This window comes from Acetobacter sp. (assembly GCF_047721705.1).
Lineage (GTDB): Bacteria > Pseudomonadota > Alphaproteobacteria > Acetobacterales > Acetobacteraceae > Acetobacter.
Genome location: NZ_JBDNXK010000021.1, coordinates 1 through 20,409, shown reverse-complemented (window position 1 = coordinate 20,409; position 20,409 = coordinate 1). Strand labels below are relative to the sequence as shown.

Below are 20,409 nucleotides of genomic sequence, written 5' to 3'. Positions count from 1 at the left end.
CGGGGCTCTCCATGTTCGGCAGATTGACTGCGACGCGCAAATGACTTTCTCCCGAAAAAGGGACCGTGATAGTGCAACCATATGAGCGGCGCTCAGGAGACGGTCAAGTTGTCCCAAGCGCAACTCCGCCTCTTTCCCGGCTTCCGGAAACCACTGCAGGCACTTTGCTGGGGGGCAGAATTGCCTATCAGCAGTTTCGCAACGGTTACCGAACCGGTCTCGAACCCGTTCTGATGGCTGCTCTCGTTCCAGCCCGACCGGGTGAAAGAGTATTGGAAGCAGGGTGTGGCGCGGGCGCGGGCCTTCTGTGCCTGACAGCGCGTGTCCCACAACTGACAGCCATCGGAATCGAACTCGATTCCGAGACGGCGGCTCTTGCCGCAGCAAATGCCGCCACGAACGAACGCCCTAATATACATATTGTTTCCGGCGATATCTGCAATGCAGCCGTCCTCCCTCCGGGCAGCTCCCGATTCGATCACGTCTTTGCCAACCCTCCTTGGCATCGGACTGATGCGACAGCCTCGCCTCATCATCGCCGGGACAGGGCGCGACGAGCTCAAACGGATACTTTTGTTCGGTGGATTCAATCTCTCTCGGCCCTGCTCCGGCAGAAAGGCTCCATGACGCTTGCCCTGCCCTCTTCCCGCTTGGCCGAGGCTCTGGCTGCGTGTGAAGCCACCGGCATAGGAAGCGTGGAAATGGTGCCTCTCTGGCCCCATGCGGGAGAAGAGGCCAGAATCGTTCTGCTTCGCGGGCGACAGGGCGGACAGGCGGGATCACGCCTCCTGCCCGGCCTTGTGCTGCATAATGAGAGGAACGACTTCACCCCACAGGCCCAGGCTCTCCTGCGGGAAGGTCATGCCCTTTTTCCCGACTCGTTCCGAAAGGCAGGCCGCAGCAGCGTTCTCCAGATCACCCGGACGGAAAGCGCGGATAAGAATGTTCTGTGATAATTGCTGCAACGCTTTGCAGACATAGCCAGCGCGCTTGACATCGCCCCCCAAAAAACGCCTGCATATCGCCTGCAGAAATCAAACGCTGCACCCCTGTCCGGCCGCAGCAAAGGCGCCCATCGATGATGTGCCCTGTCAGCGAAGACGGACCAGCAAAGGGACTAAATATCATGGCGAAATCATCTTCTTCGGCCAAGGCCGCACAGGCTCAGTCAGCCGAAATCCGTCATTATCTCGGCACACCTACTGACCTCCCCAGAGAGGGCGTGGAAAACATTGCCGCCGCACTGCGCGCGCTGCTTGCCGATGTCTTCGCGCTTTATATGAAGACGAAAAATTTCCACTGGCACATGAGCGGTCGTCAGTTCCGCGATCTGCACCTGCTGCTCGATGAACAGAGCGCACAGATTTTCGCGATGACAGACCCGATGGCAGAACGTGCCCGCAAGCTCGGTGGGCTGACGCTGCACTCCATTGGTGAAGTCAGCCGCCTTCAGCGCCTCAAGGACAACGACGCCGACTATGTCGACGCTCCTGACATGATCGCGGAACTCTGTGAGGACAACAAGCAACTGGTCGCCGAAATGCGTCAGGTGCATGGGCTGACGAGTGAAGTTGGCGACTGCGCGACGACCAGTCTCCTTGAGAACTGGATCGACGAAAGCGAACGCCGCACGTGGTTCCTGTTCGAAATTACCCGCACGACGTTCGGCGCAAATAGCTGAAGGCTTTCACGCTCAAAACAAACAGGCCCGGCGAGTATCTCTCGTTCGGGCCTGTGTGCGTTTTAGGTGGGACGGCCGAACGCCTTGAGGCGCAGCTTTTCCAACCGCTCCTTGGCCCCCGGCAGACAGGGATCAAGCTCGATCAAGCGCTGCCATGCCTTGAGCGCGGCCTGATCGTCCCCTGCGGCATCCTCGGCCGCCGCTAGCGTTTCCCAGCTGATGGCGTCATTACCGTCGTACTGGAGCGCAACGCCCAGATCGCTGATGGCTCCCATCGTGTCGCCACCTGTCAGACGAGCCTGCGCGCGCAGGCGCCACAGCACGGCAAGGTCACTCTGCAATGACAGGGCGGCACCGAAATCATCGATCGCGTCGCCGACCTTCTGACTGCCCAGTTCGCGGGTCGCACGTCTGACCAGAAGCATCGTGGCGGGGCGGATGGGTTTGGTGCGGAGTTCTTCAAGCTGCCCTCTCAGGAGAGCCGCCTCCGTGCCGTTCTTTGTCTTGGCCAGTTGCGTGGCGAGTGCCGCGATCTTCTGCTGGGTGTGTGCCTCGGCCTGCTGCTGGGGAGATGATGGAGCGGCGTATCCCGCCGTCACCGGGAACAGCGACATTCCCACAGAAAGCCAGACAAAACGAAAAAACCCGCCACGGGGTTCTGTTTCCAGAGCCGTCAGGCGGGTTTTTTCGTGCATACGCAAAATCCGGTCGATCGAGCGATCAGCCCTGACGAGCCTTCATGCGCGGGTTCTTCTTGTTGATGACATAGACGCGACCACGACGACGCACGACGCGGCAGTCCTTGTCACGGATTTTAGCCGACTTAAGGCTGTTTCTGATTTTCATAACGCGTTTCTTCCATCCGTCTGCGGCAGCATGTCCGCAAGAAAAAGTGCGTGCGACATACGAAGCCGCAGGGAAAAAGTCAATGCAAAGAGCCTGATTTCTCAAGTTAAGAGGCTGTTTATAAGCCTTCTTCGGACGTGATGCTCCCTCTTCCCTCCGGCGCGAGACGCCTGAGTGTCTTGGTGAGCATGTCGAAATCCTCCGTGCGCGGCGAACCTGTCCGCCACCCCAGAGCGATGGTGCGCCATGCCGGACCGCCGGTCACCGGTCGCGCCACGACATGCGAACGCTCAAGAATGCCAGCATCCACGGCCAGTTCCGGTAGTAATCCGACGCCGAGGCCAGCATCAATCATTCTTGTTAAAGTATAAAGGGAGGATGCCGTGTTCGCATCTTCCAGTTCGCCTTCGCCCCAGTTTCGTCCCTGTCGGCAGATATCGATCGTCTGGTCCCGAAGGCAGTGTCCATCCTGCATCAACACCATTTTTTCTTCCTCGACCCTGCTCAGGGGCACTTCTGGGAGCGCAGCGAGTGGATGACCACCCGGAACGCCCAGCAGCAGGGGATCGCGCCAGAGAGGCGCCGTTTCTACGCCTTCGCAATGATAGGGCACCGCAAACAGCACTACATCCAGCCGTCCACTTGCCAGTTTTTCCAGTAACCGTGCCGTCAGATCTTCAGTGATGACCAGACTGATCTGCGGGAACCACTGTTTCACAGTCGAGATCAGTTGCGACACGACGAAAGGCCCGATGGTGGGAATGACGCCAAGCCGCATGGGGCCTGTCATCGGCTCGCGGGACGCCTGCACGAGATAGGAAATCGCTTCCAGACTCGACAGAGCTGTCCGTGCGCGTCTCACCACTTCGTCCCCCAGCGGTGTGAAGACGACGCGCTTGCCTACCCCTCTATCCAGCAGTGGAGCATCAAGCTGTCGTTCCAATGCGAGGATTCCAGCGGACAATGTTGACTGCGTTACGGAACACCCAGCTGCCGCACGCCCGAAATGCCGGTATTCGGCCAGAGCCAGCAGATAGCGAAGCTGTTGTGGTGAGGGAACGATCATCATGGTTCCACCTCCGGCTATGATCGATTCAATCAATCATTCAGTGATAAATTATTCATTGGCATGGTTGCCTCACTCTCGCCATACATAACGCCGTGGCAATGCTGCTCCCGGCATTGTCTCTCAATGTGAAAAGCAAGGAGCATTCCGATGCTGACAGTTGGCGACAAGTTTCCCAGCTTTGATCTGACCGCCGTTCCGGGTGGCCCGGAAGGCCTGAATGGCAAGTTCGTCCAGATTTCCGACACGACCGATGCCGGCAAGTGGAAGATCGTGTTCTTCTGGCCGAAGGACTTCACCTTCGTCTGCCCGACCGAGATCGTCGCTTTCGGCAAGCTCGCGAAAGACTTCGCTGATCGTGATGCCGTCGTTTACGGCGCTTCCATCGACAGCGAGTTCGTTCACCTGAACTGGCGTCTGCACCACGAAGATCTCAAGAAGCTCGAGATCCCGATGCTGTCCGACATCAAGCGCGAACTGTCCGAAGGCCTCGGCATTCTCGCCAAGGGTGCTGGCGTCGATCTGCGCGCCACGTTCATTGTCGATAACGAGGGCATCATCCGCCACGTTTCCGTCAATGACCTGTCGGTCGGTCGTAACCCGCAGGAAATCCTGCGTATCCTCGACGGTCTGCAGAGCGACGAGCTGTGCCCGTGCAACTGGAAACAGGGTGACGACTTCCTGAAAGTCTGATCCGTCCAGATCATTCGCGCTGTCCGGTATGCCCCGGACGGCGCGTCTCTCCTGAAAGAAAGACCGAGTTAAGCCGCCATGTCGATCGACGCCCTGAAAGACCGCCTGCCCGACTACGCGAAGGATCTGCGTCTCAACCTCAGCAGCCTCGCTTCCGACATCACACTGAATGAACAGCAGCTTGCCGGTACGTTCATTGCTTCCGCCATTGCAGCCCGCAACGAGGAAGTCACCAAAGCCATCATCGATGAGTTCCACACGAAGCTGTCACCTGAGGCGCTGAACGCGGCTAAAGCCGCCGCAGCCATCATGGGCATGAACAACATCTATTACCGTTTCACCCACATGGTCGGTGGCGATTACACGCAGATGCCAGCCAAGCTGCGCATGAGCGTTATTGCCCGCCCCGGCGTGGACAAGGCCGATTTCGAGCTGTGGTCCCTCGCTGTTTCCGCCATCAATGGGTGCGAAATGTGCGTGAAGAGCCACGAACACGCTGTCCGTGAAGGCGGCTTATCAAGCGAGCAGGTGCAGACTGCCGTCCGCATCGCCGCAACGATCAATGGCGTGGCCGTGGCACTCGCAGCAGAACCTGCTGCCTGACATCATTTTACTGACGCCCCACTGCATGCGCCCCTTCGGGAACCGCCTGAACGGCGTTTTCCGCCGGAGGCGCTTTTGGTGACGTATTGGGCTTGAACAGCAGAACAGCCTGCTCCCGATACGAAATCCACATCGGCATATGCCAGAGAAAGTCAGCACCGAGCAGCGCATAGTATGTTTCCAGCGGCGCAACGATAAGTTCCGGGTCGCGATAGAGGTCCGGTCCGATCTCCAGACTGTCGAACCGATGGCTCCATGCGTCTAGATGCGTGCCATCCAGGCCGGTGCTGCCAAGATTTTCGTCCTGCTCCAGCGCGTCGCGTCGCACGCCCGCTTCCCTCGCCTGCTCCATGAGCACCGTGGTCTTGTTGGAACCGCTGTCCAGCATCAGGTCGATTGATTTTCCATTCAGCTTTGCTGGCAAAGTCACTCTGACAGGACTGGGTTCAACGAATGGAAGGCGCTCGAAAGGCTCCTGCCAGTCCAGATTCGCCGTTGAGCATCCTTCCAGACGAAATAGGGTGATCTGGCGTTTTGGAAGATCAAACAATACGTCATAGCCACTGAGAAAATCGGCACCGAACAATCCCGCAACAGGGACCCCATACTTTCTGGCCGATGGCATATCGGCTTCGATAAAAACCACCTGCGAGGCGACGGCATCGCCGATTTTCAATGTGTCCGCTGAAATGACAGGTGTCCGCACGGCGCCTCCCACGCCTCTCGTGGTCACTGTCCTGGTGGTGGTTTCGAGATTGAAGTTCTCCACCGCGTCCGGTGTCACCAGAGAATTCTCCGCGCCTGTATCCACCATCATGACGGCGGGATTGCCGTTGAGCATAACCGAAATAAGGGGTGAACCGTTCTTGTCATTCAGGACGGAGAGCGGCCCAATCCGACTGAGTTGGCATGTTTGTGGCCCGGAAGCGCAAGCGGAAAGGACCAGCAGAGTGCCAAGGCTTACAAGGGATTTCAGCTCCCTTTTGCTCACGCCCATCTAATGAACCACATCCGCCGCACACCTGCGCATTTCAATTTACCCCTTCCACTCGTCACACGACCGCCTGCCAGATTTTATTTTTCTCCCGAAAATGAGGAGGAGTATATGCCCTTCCCTCACGCAGACTCTGCGGCGACTGTTTCATATCCCCTTTCCCTTCATCCGAAATCGCGGTTTTCAGCCATTCCTTCCATCGGAAGTGACTGAAAATGCAGGAAAGGGCATTTTTTTCTCAAAGTGGAGTTGCAAGTCCTGAAAAGGCGGTTATAAAGCCGCCAACGACGACACGGAACGCCGGGTTGTCCGAAAGAAGCGGGTGTAGCTCAGTTGGTTAGAGCGCCGGCCTGTCACGCCGGAGGTCGCGGGTTCGAGCCCCGTCACTCGCGCCACTTTACAGTTTATAAAGTGGCGCGAGAGTAGCTTCTTCACTCTCAAAAAAAAACACAGCAAACATTACAGCAAGAAACATCTTGCCGTATCTCCACATCCGCGCTGCCTGCTTGGGAGTAAAGGAAAAGCGTCAGGCTCTCAGGCCTTCAGCTTTTACCTTCTTCCACAAGAAAATTCCCGAACTGATTCTCAAAGCGGGCACGATCACCGTCTCGAAAGCGCGCAACGATCTCAACCTCCAGATCGTGGTCTTTCCGCTCTGTCACCTCACCATGCTCATAGAGCCACGCGATGGCCGCCCCGGCTTCCGCAGGCAGCCGGTAACTCACGACCTCCATTGCATGAGCCATATGCTCATCTATGGCCGCCATCAGCTCCGGCAGACCATCCCCCGTGATCGCGGAAATGGGGACGGCACCATTGGCATGAGACACAGCATCGGGACCGCCAACGAGATCTGCCTTGTTCAGCACTTCGATGACACGGGAACGCCAGTCACCATCCAGCATATGATCACGTTCCATATCGCCCAGAACACCCAGCACATCGGCTTTCTGAGCGTCGCTATCAGGATGAGCGATATCGCGGACATGCAGGATGATATCAGCCTCCGATACCTCCTCAAGCGTTGCCCGGAAGGCGGCGATGAGTTCGGTCGGCAGTTCGCTGATGAACCCCACAGTGTCGGAAAGAATCACCCGACGGCCCGATGGAAGCTGGATCGCCCGCATGGTTGGATCAAGCGTGGCGAAAAGCTGATTCTGGGCATAAACGGACGCACCTGTCAGCGCATTGAACAGCGTTGATTTGCCCGCGTTGGTGTATCCAACCAGCGCGACAACAGGAAACGGCACGCGCTTGCGGGCGCTACGATGCAACCCGCGCGTCCGACGCACCTGTTCCAGTTCGCGCTTCAGGCGCACAATGCGATCACCGATCATCCGGCGATCGGCCTCGATCTGCGTTTCACCCGGACCACCAAGAAAGCCGAAGCCGCCGCGCTGACGCTCAAGATGGGTCCACAAACGCACGAGTCTGGAGCGTTGATATTCGAGGTGCGCCAGTTCGACCTGCAACGAGCCTTCACGGGTCGCCGCACGGGCACCGAAGATATCGAGAATAAGGCCTGTCCGGTCTATGACTTTGCAGCCAAGGGCCTTTTCAAGATTGCGCTGCTGCCCGGGGGAAAGCCGAGCGTCGATGACGACGACCTTCACTTCCTTTTCCGCCACGGCTTCACGCAGCGATTCGACTTGCCCTGATCCAAGCAGGGTCGCTGGACGGCGTGCGCGCAACAGCAGCACTGCCTTCATGACAACAACCAGACCGATCGACGAGGTGAGGCCTACAGCCTCTTCCAGTCTCGCTTCGGCTGTTCGCACATCATGCTCACGCTCCGGTTTTTCCCACGGGAGAATAACCGCTGCACGTGTTGCCGGGATCGCTGTTTCAGTAGATGTCGTCGCCAAGTGCTTCGTCACTCTCCGTCATATGCACGGACGCCCGCTCTCCTGTCTCCACATTGATCGCGGCAGTTCCGGAGCCGGTTTCAATGACATTGACCGGCACGAGGGGCATGACCGTACTGATGGCATGCTTGTAGACCAGTTGCGTATGACTGTCTCTGCGCAAGAGTATGACGCTCTCGTCAAACCAGGTAATGACTCCCTGGAGTTTGACGCCGTTGACCAGAAAGATGGTCACCGGAACTTTTCCGCGTCTCACATGGCCGAGAAAAACGTCCTGGACGTTTTGAGGCGGTGACTTTGCCACGATGGATGTCCTGCTTCTTCTTTGTTTTTTTGCTCGGCGTGACACGAGGCTTAACAGTGTCTAATAGCCCCGCCCGCAGAAAGCTGAAAGCCTGTCGCCACGTTATTGCCTAAAATTGATACTCATCAACACAGAGTGATGAGAAAAGCACATGCGCCCTTCCCCATCTTCTGTCCATACTAATGAATGAAATAATTATCATTCAGCATACTGGATTTTCAGTCCAGATGCTGGCCCTCATGTAACGGCGCGATCCTCGGACGTGACACCGAGCTGTTTCAGTTTCCGGTGCAGCGCACTGCGCTCCATTCCCACGAATCCCGCTGTCCGACTGATGTTGCCACCGAACCGCAGAAGCTGGGCCTGAAGATACTGGGTCTCGAACAGATCCCGCGCTTCACGCAGCGGCAGGCTCATGACATCCGCATTGGAATCGAACTTGAGCAGCGCCGGCGCACCCTCGCTGATCGAAGACGGCAGCATGTCCGCCCGGATGGGCTCATTGCCCGGCGACATGATCAGCAGACGTTCCATCAGGTTACGCAATTCACGCGCATTGCCGGGCCAGTCGTAAGCCTGAAGGGCCGCCATCGCGTCCACGTTTAGCTCCGGCACCGCAAGCCCGGCTGTTTCCGCGGCCCGCCGCAGGAACATGCGTGCCAGATCGGGAATATCTTCGCGACGTTCACGCAGGCTTGGAATACGGAGCGGAACAACGGCCAGACGGTAATAAAGGTCTTCCCGGAACCGTCCTCCGGCGATTTCCGTCTGAAGATCCCGGTTCGTCGTGGAGATGACGCGCACATCAACTTTGACGCGTGTTGACCCGCCGATCCTCTCGAAACTCTGATCCTGCAACGCCCGGACGATCTTGCCCTGCGTTTCGATGGGCATATCGGACACTTCATCCAATAGCAGCGTGCCGTTGTGAGCGCGCTCCAGAACACCGATCCGACGAGGAATGCCTTCCAGCCCTTCCAGACCGAACAGCTCTTCTTCAAAGCGGCTGGGGGCAAGCGTGGCGCAGTTCAGCGCTATGAACGGCCCGTCTGCCCGGCGGGACCGCGCGTGGATCATCCGCGCCGCCACTTCCTTGCCGCTGCCCGGCGCGCCAGTGATCAGCACGCGGGAGCCGGTCGGTGCAACTTTCTCGATTTGAGCCCGAACTGAAGAAATCGCCGCGCTTTCGCCGAACAGCGTGCTTTCAGGACCGGCCCGAAGACGCAGTTCCGCGTTTTCCCGTTCAAGACGAGATGCTTCCAGTGCCCGGCGCACAATCACCAGCAGGCGGTCGGACTGAAAAGGCTTCTCGATAAAATCGTAAGCGCCGTGCTGGAGAGCCGCCACGGCTGTCTCGATCGTACCATGTCCGGAAATCATCACGACGGGAACGCTTGGGTCTTCAGCCTGCATCGTCTTGAGGATTTCGAGCCCGTCGAGTTTCGAACCCTGTAACCAGATGTCCTGAATGACCAGCGAAGGACGCCGCGCCCTGAAGGCCGCCAGAGCCGAGTCCGAATCACCGGCCACTCGGGTCTCGTATCCTTCGTCATGAAGGATACCCTCGATCAGCATGCGGATATCCGGTTCGTCGTCGACGATCAGGATTTCATACGCCATGGTTTTCTTTCTGTGCTCCAGTCTTGAGCGGCAAGGTCAGAACAGCCTCCGTCCCGTCGCCATCAGGACGATCCCTGAGTTCGACTGTCCCTTCATGGTCTTCCATGATTTTCTTGACAATGGCCAGCCCCAGCCCTGTCCCTTTAGGTTTGTGGGTGACATACGGCTCCGTCAACCGCTCCCGATCATCTTTCGGCAAACCTACCCCATCATCCGTTACGATAATCTGAGCCTGCTCCCCATCTTCCCTGACCTCGACACGGATCGTCCCTACGTAACTCCCGGAAACACCAATGGTTTCCTCAGACCCATGAGCGACCTGCAACCCGGAACCCCGCCCCGTCATGGCAACAGCGTCCGCTGCATTCTGGAGAAGATTGGTAAGGGTCTGGCCGATCTGGCGCCGGTCACAGGAAAGCATCGGTCCTTGTCCCACAGGAAGGCGGACGTCGTAAAGAATCTCCGGGTGTGCTCCTTTCTGCAGAACAAGCGCCTCCCTCACGATGGCGGACAGATCCTCATCCGCCATGCGCGGCTGCGGCATCCGTGCAAAAGCCGAGAATTCATCGACCATACGCCCGATATCCCCCACCTGCCGGACAATTGTGTCAGCACACTGGCGGAAGGTATCAGGGTCCGAGGAAATCTCTTTCAGGAAGCGCCGTTTCAACCGCTCGGCGGCAAGCTGGATGGGCGTTAGCGGATTTTTGATCTCATGGGCGATCCGTCGCGCAACGTCGGCCCATGCGGCTTTGCGCTGAGCCGCCTGAAGCGCCGTAATGTCATCGAACGTGACGACATATCCTCGCGTCTCGGCGTCCCCGATCTCCGCCGCAATCCGCACCAGCAGGATACGGCGATGCCCCGGCGTGCCGATCTGCACTTCCTGCGTCTGCACCCGGCCGTTGCCCGCCTGAAGCGCCGTCAGAACCGGAGAAAACTCGGGGATCACCTCATCCAGCGCGCCGCCGATGCTGAGCGTCAGGTCACGTCCCAGCAGATTGGAGGCTGCAAGATTGGGAAGTTCGATTTTCGCATGCGCGTCCAGACCGATGACCCCAGCGGAAACGCCGGAAAGCACGGCTTCCGTAAAGCGTCGGCGTTCGTTGATCTGCTCATACGCATCCATCAGCTGCGTGCGCTGGCTCGCGAGTTCATCGGTCATCAGATTGAAGGCATGGGAGAGACTGCGGATCTCGTCATCTCGCCCATCCTCCGGCACACGAACTGACAGATCGCCTTCACTGACCTTGTGCGACGCATCCATCAGTAGCCCAAGCGGGCGCGCGATCTGCCGGGCGAGCGTCAGCCCCATCAGAGCCGCAGCGAGCATGACCAGCAACGCCACCAGCACGAAGATCATCACGAAGATGACCTGAATCTTCATCCGGTTGCGGTCCAGACGCTTGTAGTCCGACACCACCTTTTCGGTCTTGCGCATGTGCCCGACGATTTCCGGATCGACGGGGCGCGTGATGACCAGCATCATTTCCGGCGTTTCGCTCACCGTCACGACGGCGCGCACGACCTTTTCATCGGGGCTGTCATAAATGGCGACATCATTCGTCCGCGCCATCACTGCCGCCGAAGGCGGGGGAAGCGGCTGATTATAACCGGATCGGCTCAGCATTCCTCCGGCCGCGATGACCTTGTTGGTGATCGGGTCATAAACAACAGCCTCGGTCAGACCGCGAATGGTCGCCTGACTGTCCAGCATCTGCCCCAGCGTATCGGGGTCATGCAACAGATCCGTGCCGTTGATCTGCAACTCGTTCTCGGCGCTGACCAGGTAGTTGGCCAACGAAAACGCTTCTGTGCGGATATTGGCGTTGTGCTCGGTCAGATATCCGCGAGAGGCTTCCAGCGCTTCGTTCAACGCCGTGTTCACCCGATCGGAGAACCATATCTGGATGCCGTAATCGAAGAACAGCGTGGCAAAAATGCCGATCACGATTGTCGGGGCGACGGCAACCAGCCCGAACAGTGACACAAGCCGCACGTGAAGGCGCGCGCCTGCGGCCCCGCCAAGCTGGCGGCGCTCCCTGACCAGACGGCGTGTCCAAAGGCCGATCATCACTGCCAACAACAGGAGCGTGGCACCACCAAGCACGAAGATGGCGTTCTGCACGATGGGGTGGTGCGCCATCACGGCTCCCCCCGACAGCACGACAAACATCGCGAACACCAGCAGAAGCGCCAGTGCTACGAGAATGAAGGAAACGCTCCGCAGTTCCAGTGCGCGTGTGACGATGTTGTTGCCGTTCACGCTACGCCTCATCCTGCATCCCGGTCCGACGACCCTTTTGACAGGGGGATTTCGAGATCCCGTATCCGCTTGCGCAATGTATTGCGGTTGACGCCCAACACCGCCGCCGCACGAATCTGGTTTCCCCGCGTCGATTCCAGCACAAGCCGAATGAGAGGTCGCTCGACTTCCGCGATGACCCGCTCATGCAGGGCGGTAACGGGCATGCCACTGTTCTCGGCCTCCGTCAGGAACTTGCGCAAATGTCGTTCCACAACGGAGGAAAAGGGCTCTTCGGCTTCCAGACGGGCTCCCATCGGGACGGGTCCCTGCCGCATCGTTTCCATCAACTCGGTTTCGATAACGGCGTCACCGATGATGTCGTGGCTATAAAGCACGGAAATGCGTCGGATCAGGTTTTCCAGTTCCCTGACATTGCCCGGCCACTGCCATGCCTGAAGACGCTTCATCGCCTCATCGCTCAGGGTGATCGGGGAATGATCGCCCTCCGCGCTCATATCGAGAAAGTGGCGCACAAGCAGCGGAATATCTTCCACTCGCTCCCGTAACGGTGGAATGCGGATCGGCACGACATTGAGGCGATAGAACAGATCCTCGCGGAATGTGCCTTCGCGAATGCACTGCTTCAGATCCCGCTGGGTGGAAGCGACAATGCGGACATTGGCCCGAATGGCCTGTCGGCCTCCGGCAGCCGTGAACTCCCCTTCCTGCAACACACGTAGCAGACGCGTCTGCGCCTCCTGCGACATGTCGCCCACCTCATCAAGGAAGAGCGTGCCCCCTGCGGCCTGCTCGAAACGCCCCGATGAGCGCGTGCCTACGAGATTGCCGGCTCCCCTCTCCTGTCCGAACAGTTCCGCCTCGATCTGCTCGCGTGGGATGGCCGCGACATTTACCGCCACAAATGGCCCGGTCCTGCGTCGGCCATAGTCATGCAGTGCACGTGCCACAAGCTCTTTGCCAGTCCCGCTTTCGCCACTGATCATGACTGTGAGGTCCGACGTCGTGAGGCGCGCGATCATCCGGTAGATGTCCTGCATCGCCGTGGAGCGGCCGATCAGAGGCATCTGTTCTTCAGGCGCCTTCTGCGTGGCAGGCATCGGAAGCGCCGACACAGGCGCGCTGAGTGCACGCTCCACCACCGCCAACAATTCAGTCAGATCGAAGGGTTTGGGAAGATATTCAAATGCGCCGCGCTGTGTCGCTTTCACGGCTGTCACCAGCGTTGACTGCGCACTCATCACCAGCACGCGCAGATCCGGTCGAACCCGCCGGATACGGGGCACGAGGTCGAGACCGTTTTCATCGGGCATCATCACATCGGTGATGACCAGATCGCCCTCTCCATCCTCGATCCATTGCCACAATGCGCCGGCGCTTGCGGTCGTGCGCACCTGATATCCCGCGCGGCCCAGTGCCTGACTGAGAACAGTTCTGATTGAACGATCGTCATCGGCGACGAGGATGGTGGGCAGCGCCATATGAGAAAATTATCACCTTTGAAAAGCCTGCGCGATCATGCGCGGAATTGTTTGAGACACAACAAGCATTTACCGTCTGGTCAGGTGATTCCCTCAGTCTGCTCCGTCACGACCGGCAGGTGCAGACTGATCTCGGTGCAGCCCCGTTTGCTTTCCACCTCTATCACGCCGCCATGGTCGTTGACGATCTTTCCCGCGAGCGCCAGCCCAAGCCCGGAACCGGCTGTCTTGGTCGTAAGAAACGGCTCGAACAGATGGGGGCGGATGGCTTCGGCAAAGCCCGGCCCGGTATCCCTGACTGTCACGACCAGCGGCAAATGACGGCGCTGATCTGCACCCGGCACGGCAAGGCGCAATCCCTGGCGGTAGGCCGTCAACAGAGTGATGGTTCCCGGCGCGCCTGATTCCGTAATCGCTTCCGCGGCGTTTTTCACGAGGTTGAGAAGCACCTGCACAAGCTCATCCCTGTTGCTCCACACGGGCGGCAGAGAGGGATCATATTCCTCAATAATCGGAATATCCTTGGCAAATCCGTTCAGCGCCAGAGCCCGGACATGTTCCAGCACACGGTGAATATTGACCGCGCGCCGCCCTACGGGCTTTTCACCGAACATTTCCATCCGGTCGACAAGGCTGCGGATACGGTCGGCTTCGTCACGGATCAGGACGGCGAGTTCCCGGTCGCTTTCCTGCACCGAGCCCTCAAGAAGCTGGGCGGCGCCACGAATGCCGGAGAGCGGATTCTTCACCTCATGCGCTAGAATGGCCGCCATGCCTGACACGCTCCGGGCTGCTGAACGGAAAGTCAACTGGCGATCCAGCACTTTGGTTGAAGACGCATCCTGAATGAGCAGCAAAACCTGATCCGGAAACTCCATCACAGGTGACCCTTTGACGGTCACACCCTCGCGGTGGAAACGGGGAGAACTGAAAGTAATGCCATGCTCGGTGACCATGCCTCCGGTTTCCCTTACCTGCCTCAGCAGCAGGAAAAGCGGATGGTCTTCGGGCACCAGATCGTGCAGCGTCTCACGCTGGAGCAACGATCGGGACCGGGCAAAAAAGCTTTCCGTCTCGGTGTTGACGCAGAGTATCCTGTCGTCGCGGCCGACCAGAAGCAGCGGGGTCGGGAGCGCTTCGAGAAGCAGGTTTGCGTCAGGAAGAACCTCCGCGCCGTTACCCCGCCCTTCCGACGACAGTGCGCGCCTCATGCAGCTTTACGCGTTTCCGCATCACTTCCGCTGCGTTCAAGAGCTTCACCAGCCGCACCTCTGGCGCGCGGCGCTCTGACAGCGCCCGCAGCGATCTGCCGGTCATAGAACGCGTTGATGGCGGCGATCACTTCAGCGGCATCGTCCATGCGGTTCACAGCAGCGCGGAAACCGGCGGACTCAGGCAGGCCAGCCGAATACCAGGAGATATGTTTGCGGGCGAGCCGTAGTCCCGGGTGCGCACCGAAATGGCGCAGCATCGCATCGTAATGCTCCAGCACGACGGCCCGCTCAGTTTCCAGATCCGGATCAGCAGGCGCCTCGCCCGTGCGCAATGCTTCCGCGACCTGCCCGAGGAACCACGGACGCCCATAGCTGCCACGCCCGATCATCACGCCGTCCGCGCCGGAGAGAGCGAGTGCATCCCGCGCGTCTTCCACCGTAACGATATCACCATTGGCGATGACAGGCAGTGTCATGGCTTCCTTCACCCTGCGGATAAAGGCCCAGTCGGCAGAGCCGTTATAGAACTGCTGGCGCGTGCGGCCATGCACCGTAATCATGCGAATGCCGGATTCCTGTGCAATCCGGGCCAGATTGGGCGCATTAAGATGGTCATGATCCCACCCCATACGCATCTTGAGAGTGACAGGTACATCCACGGCCTTGACGGTTGCCTCCAGCAGACGACCGGCAGCCACTTCGTCACGCATCAGGGCAGAGCCTGCCAGTTGCCCCACGGCAACCTTTTTCACCGGACAGCCAAAATTGATGTCGATGATGTTCGCGCCTCTGCCGACGGCAATTCGCGCGGCCTCTCCCATCGCGTCCGGGTCGCATCCAGCGAGCTGAATGGAGTTTGGGCCTTCCGTATCGGCCACTTCGGCCATGCGGAGCGTGGCGTCATTTTCACGCACCATGGCCCACGAAGCGATCATCTCGGAGACGACGAGGCCCGCTCCAAAACGACGCGCCAGCCTGCGGAACGGCACGTCCGTGACACCGGCCATCGGCGCGAGGATAACTGGCGTATCCAGCACGACGCCACCGAGATCGATTGGCGAAAGGGCCATTGCCGTCGCCTTGCTTGTTTCTGCCATGCTCATGATGCCGTCACTCTAGCCGCCTGACGACGGCGTTTCAATAAAAGCTCACCCGACGCACTTATTCCTTCGAGGCGGCCAGATAACGGGTGGCAGGCTGCCCCTGCGGCTCATGTTCCTCTCCAGCGCCCAACAGATGGACGGCGTTGATCTCATGATCCGCGCGGGCCCTCACGGCGGCTTCGAGATTCTTTCGCATGACCGGATAATCATCCATCAGACGCAGGAAGCGAGCGGCCGGAATAGCCAGCATGTGACCGAACTGAACCGTTCTGACAGTTCCCGGCATGGGCTGGCCTTCGAGAAGCTCAAGCGCGCCGATAAGATCGCCCGCACCAAAAAGAATATCCCGCTCCTTGACGTGCATTTCCGCCCTGCCTGCGCTGACGAAATAGACGGTCTTCACCTTGTGACCACGTTTCAGCAGCGATTCACCCACTGAAGGAAACCGCAGCGAAGCGCTCATGGACAGGTCATGCAAAGCTGCTGCGGGCAGCCCTCTGAACACGAGAGCACCCTGCAGGCGGTCTTCGATATTGTTGCGCAGATTGAAAGTCATGCGGCGCTCAAGACGCGCGCGCCGCCGATCCACCTCACGATGCAGCTCGCGGAACAGTTCGTCACTGATCAGGGATTCAGCGTGCATGTCATCAATCTGCTGCCCCTCAAGGCGCAGGACGATCTGCCGAAAAATCCGGGTTTCCAGCGCTTCCGAATAGCCCGGATAATGCATTCGCAGGGCAACAAGCGCCTCATCCAGCATCTTGCGTTGCCGGGCCAAGGTCTCCGCCACAATCTCGCTGACACGGGTGCCAAGTGTCGGCTCCATGCTTTCCCGCAGAAAACGGGCCAGCGAAATAGAGACGAGATGGCCCACCATCAGCATTTCGAACCGCTCGGCCATCGCCCCCATCAGCGGCTTGTCATAGTGCATCCAGCTATGAACAAACTGGGCGACGCGGAATCTGACCGAGGGTTTCAGTCGCCGACGTAATGCGCGGACATATCCGAACCGTCCTTCCAGACGCGCCCCATCAATCATCGCCTCGGTGGTCCGCAGCAACGTTTCCATCACGCGGCGCGATATGCCCTGAATACGGAAAATATCGAGCAGGATCGATTTTTCCTGGCTGGCGATGGTGATCAGGGCCAGTGTCACTCGCTGGCGGTCGGCGAGGTCGGTATCGAAAGTATTGGCAGAGCGTTCCTCATGGGCACGCACTTCCAGCCCGTCGATCACCGGGCGCATGGCGTCTGAAGAAAAACCGAGTTCCTCGCCTGTTTCCTTTGCGCGATCCGCAACCTTTTCCAGCGCGATACTCAGCACCTGATGTCTCAGCGCCTGATCGATGGCCGAGAGCTGGTCCAACTTAAGGAACAGCACGACCGAACGCAGCGTGGTGCCATTGAGCAGCAGCGTGATGAGCACAAAGCCGGTAGCGATGATACCGACGAAATGGGCGACGGGCGTTGAGATATGCGGATTTTCCGTAACCGCCAGAGCCAGAGCGAGCGTAATGGCGCCACGCAGACCGCCCCATACCATCGTCACCTTGAACGGATTGGGCACAGGCGGCGCAAGGCGGGTCCATGATAGGATGGGAAGCAGCCCGAACACTACCGCGCCACGTGCGACAAGACCGGCGACGCTGGAGAGCAGGATCAGCACAATGTCCCAGCGCGTCATGCCCACCAGGAGGCGCGGAATCAGCATCGAGGCCAGCACGAACACCAGCGATCCGGCCCAGAACACGAGCTGCTGCCAGAGTTCATTGAGAAACCGCCATGTCTGGGGGCGGAATGTGGACGGACCATAGACCGACATGGTCAGACCCGCCGCAGCCGTGGCCACGACCCCCGACACGCCGATGATTTCGTCACAGACGATATAAACGATGTAGGGCAACGCCACCGTCAGCGTCGTTTCCGCCGCAGGCGCATTGCCCAGCACGGTGATCATGTAAAGCATCAGACGCGCGCCAAGGATGCCGATGGCAATGGCGCCAGCGAAAGAGATGACAAAGGACAGTGCCGCACTGCCAATGGCGATGGAGCGATGGGCGGTCACTGCCTCCAGCAGCGTGGCGAAGATGGCGATGGCGGCGGCATCGTTGAGCAGAGCCTCGCCTTCGACCAGTCTTGTGAGACGGGATGAGGCACCGATATCACGGAAGATACCTGCCACGGCCGATGGGTCGGTCGTGGCGACGATCGACCCCAGAAGCAGGCAGATGACCAGAGGCATGCCCGCGAACGGGAAAAGAGCGAAACCAATGGTCGCCGTGGAAACCAGAACGGCGACAACGGCCAGCAGCAGCACTGTCGCCGCCTCATCCGCAAGACGCCGCACATCAATGGCGAGCGCGCCCTGAAACACCAGAACTGGCAGGAAGACGAGAAGAAACACCTCACTGCTGATCGGAAAATCGAGCAGCGTTTCCGCCACGCCGTTCAGTGCGGTCCCGGCTACAGTCGGTATTTTTTCGGTGTAAGTGCCCCGAATCACCAGATCGGCGCCACCGCCGATCACGATGCCAACGAGCGCCAGCAGGACGGTTTCAGAAACCTCCAGTCGCCGCGCCACAGGCTGCACGGCACTGACGACCACCAGCAGCAGCGCTGTCGCAAGCAATACCGCTGCCAGTCCCGTCACTTCCATCCAACATCCCCTTCAGAGCCACATTCCGTTTTGCGGCCGATTCATAGCTACTCACCTGCGCGAGGAGAACAGCTTCACCTGAGAATCAATTCAGGCGCAGTTATGGCAAAAATTTATGATTTTTTTGTATCAACAGCGTTCATCGAGCAGAAGATGAAGGAATCTTCTCCTTTTCGTTCAGATAACAGGAAGCGGATGATCCGCTTCAGTATGCTTGAGGAGGAGGAAGTGGCGAACTGCCGGCCGGGTGATAGAGTGCGCCATGATAGGCGTCTGTGGCAGATTTCGATACAGGCGGAGGGGTAGCTTTCTCACTGCTGATGCCAGCAGACACGGGCGCGCCGGATTTACCCGTGTCGATCACCACGGGACGCGCGGCCGGAATTGCCTGCCCTTTATAATAGGTAGGCCCCTTGTAGGCAGCCCCAAGCTGCGCCGCATTCAGACTCTCGATCTGATCATCACCATTTGGATCCCGCGAAGCCTTTTCTGCTCCGGACGGATTGGCTGTCTTCATCGCGCGGGCTGCATTGATGTGATCGACCAGTTCATTTCCCGTCGACTGAGCGTCAGCGCGCGCGCAGTTCAGAGCAGCACACAAAAAGCCAGCCCCCACAACATACGCCACAATCGACGTCTTTCGTCTCAATGTCTTTCCTCCGCGCCGCCCGGGCACTTTTGCCGCGTCCATCCTGCCAGACAGCCGAGACTGCGGAAATATTCAAAATCGCGCCATACAAAGATTGTTATGAATGGGGGCACGCAACCGCCCCACCTTCCCCTCACCTTCAGTGGGTGGAGGCTCCTGTCGTGTTGGTAATGCCCTGCTGGGTGGCGGAGGCTCCGCGTGAAACGTCATGACCAATGGCGCTTACATCACGCCCGGCTCCATGCACGGCATTACAGGCAGCAAGACCCAGCGTCAGGAACGCCACACCTGCAACACGCAGAATGGAAGAGCTTTTGCTTTTCATTTTGATCATTATTTTCCTGCACAGTTCGATTGATACTGAACCATTAAACGCCACCACATGAGAGAAGTTTCATCCTGAAAGCGGAAGGATTCCGGCCTTCCATGCGAAGGAACTGGTCGTTGGCCAGCAAGCAAGATAGAAAGACGGACCGCCGCCAGAACCGGCATAGAGGATGACACTAGGTCTGGACATGAAGATTTCGGAATGACAGCACCCGACACGCCTTCCCGATCCACCACTCGCGACAAGGACAAGACCGACGGCCCTCGACTGAGTCCCGCGGCCGAAGCGGCGCGTCAGGAACGCCTCGCCGCAGAAGCGGAGGCCTTGCGCGCCAACCTCAGGCGGCGTAAGGCGCAGGCTCGCGCGCGGGCAGAGATGCCTTCCGTGAGCCCGGAGGGAGAAAAACCGTCCGGACCAGACAACCGCCCGGAGAACCACTGATGCCGATCATGCCCGACACCTGGATACGCGAGAGGGCTCTCAATGACGGCATGATCGAACCTTTTGTGGAAAACCAGAAGCGTGACGGCGTCATCTCCTACGGTCTGTCATCCTATGGCTATGACGCACGCGTGGCCGATGATTTCAAGATCTTCACGGATGTGAACAACGCGATCGTCGACCCGAAGGCTTTCACGGAGGACAGTTTCGTCTCCCGCACGGCGTCAGTCTGCATCATCCCGCCCAACAGTTTCGTGCTCGCGCACACGATCGAATATTTTCGCATCCCACGCGACACCCTCGTCGTCTGCCTTGGCAAATCCACCTACGCGCGCTGCGGCATCATCGTGAATGTCACGCCGCTGGAACCCGAGTGGGAAGGTCAGGTGACGATCGAAATCAGCAACACGACGCCCCTGCCCGCCCGCATCTATGCCAACGAAGGCATCTGTCAGTTCCTGTTTTTCCAGGGCGCATCGCCTTGCGAAGTCAGTTATGCTGACCGTTCGGGTAAATACATGCACCAGCGCGGCGTCGCGACCCCGAGGCTCTGAGACATGGATCGTTTCATTATTCGGGGGGGCAAGCCCCTGCATGGC

General features: G+C 58.9%; 20 protein-coding genes and 1 tRNA gene. 7 read left to right on the top strand and 14 right to left on the bottom strand.

Going from position 1 to position 20,409, the window contains the following annotated elements; genetic code table 11:
• Nucleotides 1–164: 164 nt before the first annotated feature.
• Nucleotides 165–953 carry a tRNA1(Val) (adenine(37)-N6)-methyltransferase gene (locus ABF824_RS05665; protein WP_415486915.1) on the top strand — a complete coding sequence of 263 codons (789 nt, stop codon included), beginning with the start codon at nucleotides 165–167 and terminating at the stop codon, nucleotides 951–953.
• Between the two features lie 173 nt (nucleotides 954–1,126).
• The gene (locus tag ABF824_RS05660) at nucleotides 1,127–1,681 is read left to right on the top strand and encodes a Dps family protein (RefSeq protein WP_415486914.1); all 555 of its coding nucleotides are present in this window, start codon (nucleotides 1,127–1,129) and stop codon (nucleotides 1,679–1,681) included.
• Between the two features lie 62 nt (nucleotides 1,682–1,743).
• On the opposite strand, the gene ABF824_RS05655 is transcribed toward ABF824_RS05660, so the two are convergent.
• From ABF824_RS05655 to ABF824_RS05645, 3 genes are all read right to left on the bottom strand, one after another.
• Nucleotides 1,744–2,376: a hypothetical protein gene (locus tag ABF824_RS05655; RefSeq protein WP_415486913.1), complete on the bottom strand. Its 633-nt coding sequence runs from the start codon at nucleotides 2,374–2,376 to the stop codon at nucleotides 1,744–1,746.
• 25 nt (nucleotides 2,377–2,401) lie between these two features.
• A complete protein-coding gene (gene ykgO / locus ABF824_RS05650) occupies nucleotides 2,402–2,527 on the bottom strand; it encodes a type B 50S ribosomal protein L36 (protein ID WP_025886195.1) in 126 nt (41 codons plus the stop codon).
• 118 nt (nucleotides 2,528–2,645) lie between these two features.
• The gene (locus ABF824_RS05645; RefSeq protein WP_415486912.1) at nucleotides 2,646–3,596 is read right to left on the bottom strand and encodes a hydrogen peroxide-inducible genes activator; all 951 of its coding nucleotides are present in this window, start codon (nucleotides 3,594–3,596) and stop codon (nucleotides 2,646–2,648) included.
• A 147-nt stretch (nucleotides 3,597–3,743) separates the two neighbouring features.
• Between ABF824_RS05645 and ABF824_RS05640 the strand changes: the two genes are divergently transcribed.
• Entirely contained in the window at nucleotides 3,744–4,286 is a 543-nt protein-coding gene (locus ABF824_RS05640; protein WP_415486911.1) for a peroxiredoxin, read from the top strand.
• Between the two features lie 78 nt (nucleotides 4,287–4,364).
• A complete protein-coding gene (locus ABF824_RS05635) occupies nucleotides 4,365–4,889 on the top strand; it encodes a carboxymuconolactone decarboxylase family protein (protein WP_415486910.1) in 525 nt (174 codons plus the stop codon).
• 7 nt (nucleotides 4,890–4,896) lie between these two features.
• Here ABF824_RS05635 and ABF824_RS05630 read toward each other — a convergent pair whose 3' ends face one another.
• Entirely contained in the window at nucleotides 4,897–5,880 is a 984-nt protein-coding gene (locus tag ABF824_RS05630) for a retropepsin-like aspartic protease (RefSeq protein WP_415486909.1), read from the bottom strand.
• Nucleotides 5,881–6,201: 321 nt separating this feature from the next.
• Here ABF824_RS05630 and ABF824_RS05625 point away from each other — a divergent pair.
• A tRNA-Asp gene (locus ABF824_RS05625) sits at nucleotides 6,202–6,278 on the top strand.
• Nucleotides 6,279–6,425: 147 nt separating this feature from the next.
• Here ABF824_RS05625 and hflX read toward each other — a convergent pair.
• The 10 genes from hflX to ABF824_RS05575 form a co-directional block, all read right to left on the bottom strand.
• On the bottom strand, nucleotides 6,426–7,748 hold the full coding sequence (gene hflX / locus ABF824_RS05620) for a GTPase HflX (RefSeq protein ID WP_415486908.1): 1,323 nt from the start codon (nucleotides 7,746–7,748) through the stop codon (nucleotides 6,426–6,428).
• A complete protein-coding gene (gene hfq / locus ABF824_RS05615) occupies nucleotides 7,729–8,052 on the bottom strand; it encodes an RNA chaperone Hfq (protein WP_415486907.1) in 324 nt (107 codons plus the stop codon). Before hfq ends, hflX begins: the two co-directional genes overlap by 20 nt.
• A 237-nt stretch (nucleotides 8,053–8,289) precedes the next feature.
• A complete protein-coding gene (locus ABF824_RS05610; protein WP_415486906.1) occupies nucleotides 8,290–9,672 on the bottom strand; it encodes a sigma-54-dependent transcriptional regulator in 1,383 nt (460 codons plus the stop codon).
• Nucleotides 9,662–11,950 (bottom strand): ATP-binding protein, encoded by a 2,289-nt coding sequence (locus tag ABF824_RS05605; protein WP_415486905.1) that lies wholly within the window; start codon nucleotides 11,948–11,950, stop codon nucleotides 9,662–9,664. The genes ABF824_RS05610 and ABF824_RS05605 overlap by 11 nt, the downstream gene beginning before the upstream one ends.
• A complete protein-coding gene (gene ntrC / locus ABF824_RS05600; RefSeq protein ID WP_415486904.1) occupies nucleotides 11,947–13,419 on the bottom strand; it encodes a nitrogen regulation protein NR(I) in 1,473 nt (490 codons plus the stop codon). Before ntrC ends, ABF824_RS05605 begins: the two co-directional genes overlap by 4 nt.
• Nucleotides 13,420–13,499: 80 nt before the next feature.
• Nucleotides 13,500–14,630 carry a two-component system sensor histidine kinase NtrB gene (locus tag ABF824_RS05595; RefSeq protein WP_415486903.1) on the bottom strand — a complete coding sequence of 377 codons (1,131 nt, stop codon included), beginning with the start codon at nucleotides 14,628–14,630 and terminating at the stop codon, nucleotides 13,500–13,502.
• Complete coding sequence (gene dusB, locus ABF824_RS05590; protein WP_415486902.1) at nucleotides 14,627–15,736, bottom strand: tRNA dihydrouridine synthase DusB; 1,110 nt, start codon at nucleotides 15,734–15,736, stop codon at nucleotides 14,627–14,629. Before dusB ends, ABF824_RS05595 begins: the two co-directional genes overlap by 4 nt.
• Before the next feature lie 58 nt (nucleotides 15,737–15,794).
• Nucleotides 15,795–18,392 (bottom strand): cation:proton antiporter, encoded by a 2,598-nt coding sequence (locus ABF824_RS05585; RefSeq protein ID WP_415486901.1) that lies wholly within the window; start codon nucleotides 18,390–18,392, stop codon nucleotides 15,795–15,797.
• A gap of 205 nt (nucleotides 18,393–18,597) precedes the next feature.
• Nucleotides 18,598–19,041 (bottom strand): hypothetical protein, encoded by a 444-nt coding sequence (locus tag ABF824_RS05580; RefSeq protein ID WP_415486900.1) that lies wholly within the window; start codon nucleotides 19,039–19,041, stop codon nucleotides 18,598–18,600.
• Between the two features lie 139 nt (nucleotides 19,042–19,180).
• On the bottom strand, nucleotides 19,181–19,366 hold the full coding sequence (locus tag ABF824_RS05575; protein ID WP_415486899.1) for an entericidin: 186 nt from the start codon (nucleotides 19,364–19,366) through the stop codon (nucleotides 19,181–19,183).
• A gap of 204 nt (nucleotides 19,367–19,570) precedes the next feature.
• Here ABF824_RS05575 and ABF824_RS05570 point away from each other — a divergent pair, with 204 nt between their 5' ends.
• Complete coding sequence (locus ABF824_RS05570; RefSeq protein WP_415486898.1) at nucleotides 19,571–19,810, top strand: hypothetical protein; 240 nt, start codon at nucleotides 19,571–19,573, stop codon at nucleotides 19,808–19,810.
• Nucleotides 19,810–20,364, top strand: a complete 555-nt coding sequence (gene dcd / locus ABF824_RS05565) for a dCTP deaminase (protein ID WP_415486897.1) — start codon at nucleotides 19,810–19,812, stop codon at nucleotides 20,362–20,364. Before ABF824_RS05570 ends, dcd begins: the two co-directional genes overlap by 1 nt.
• Nucleotides 20,365–20,409: the final 45 nt, after the last annotated feature.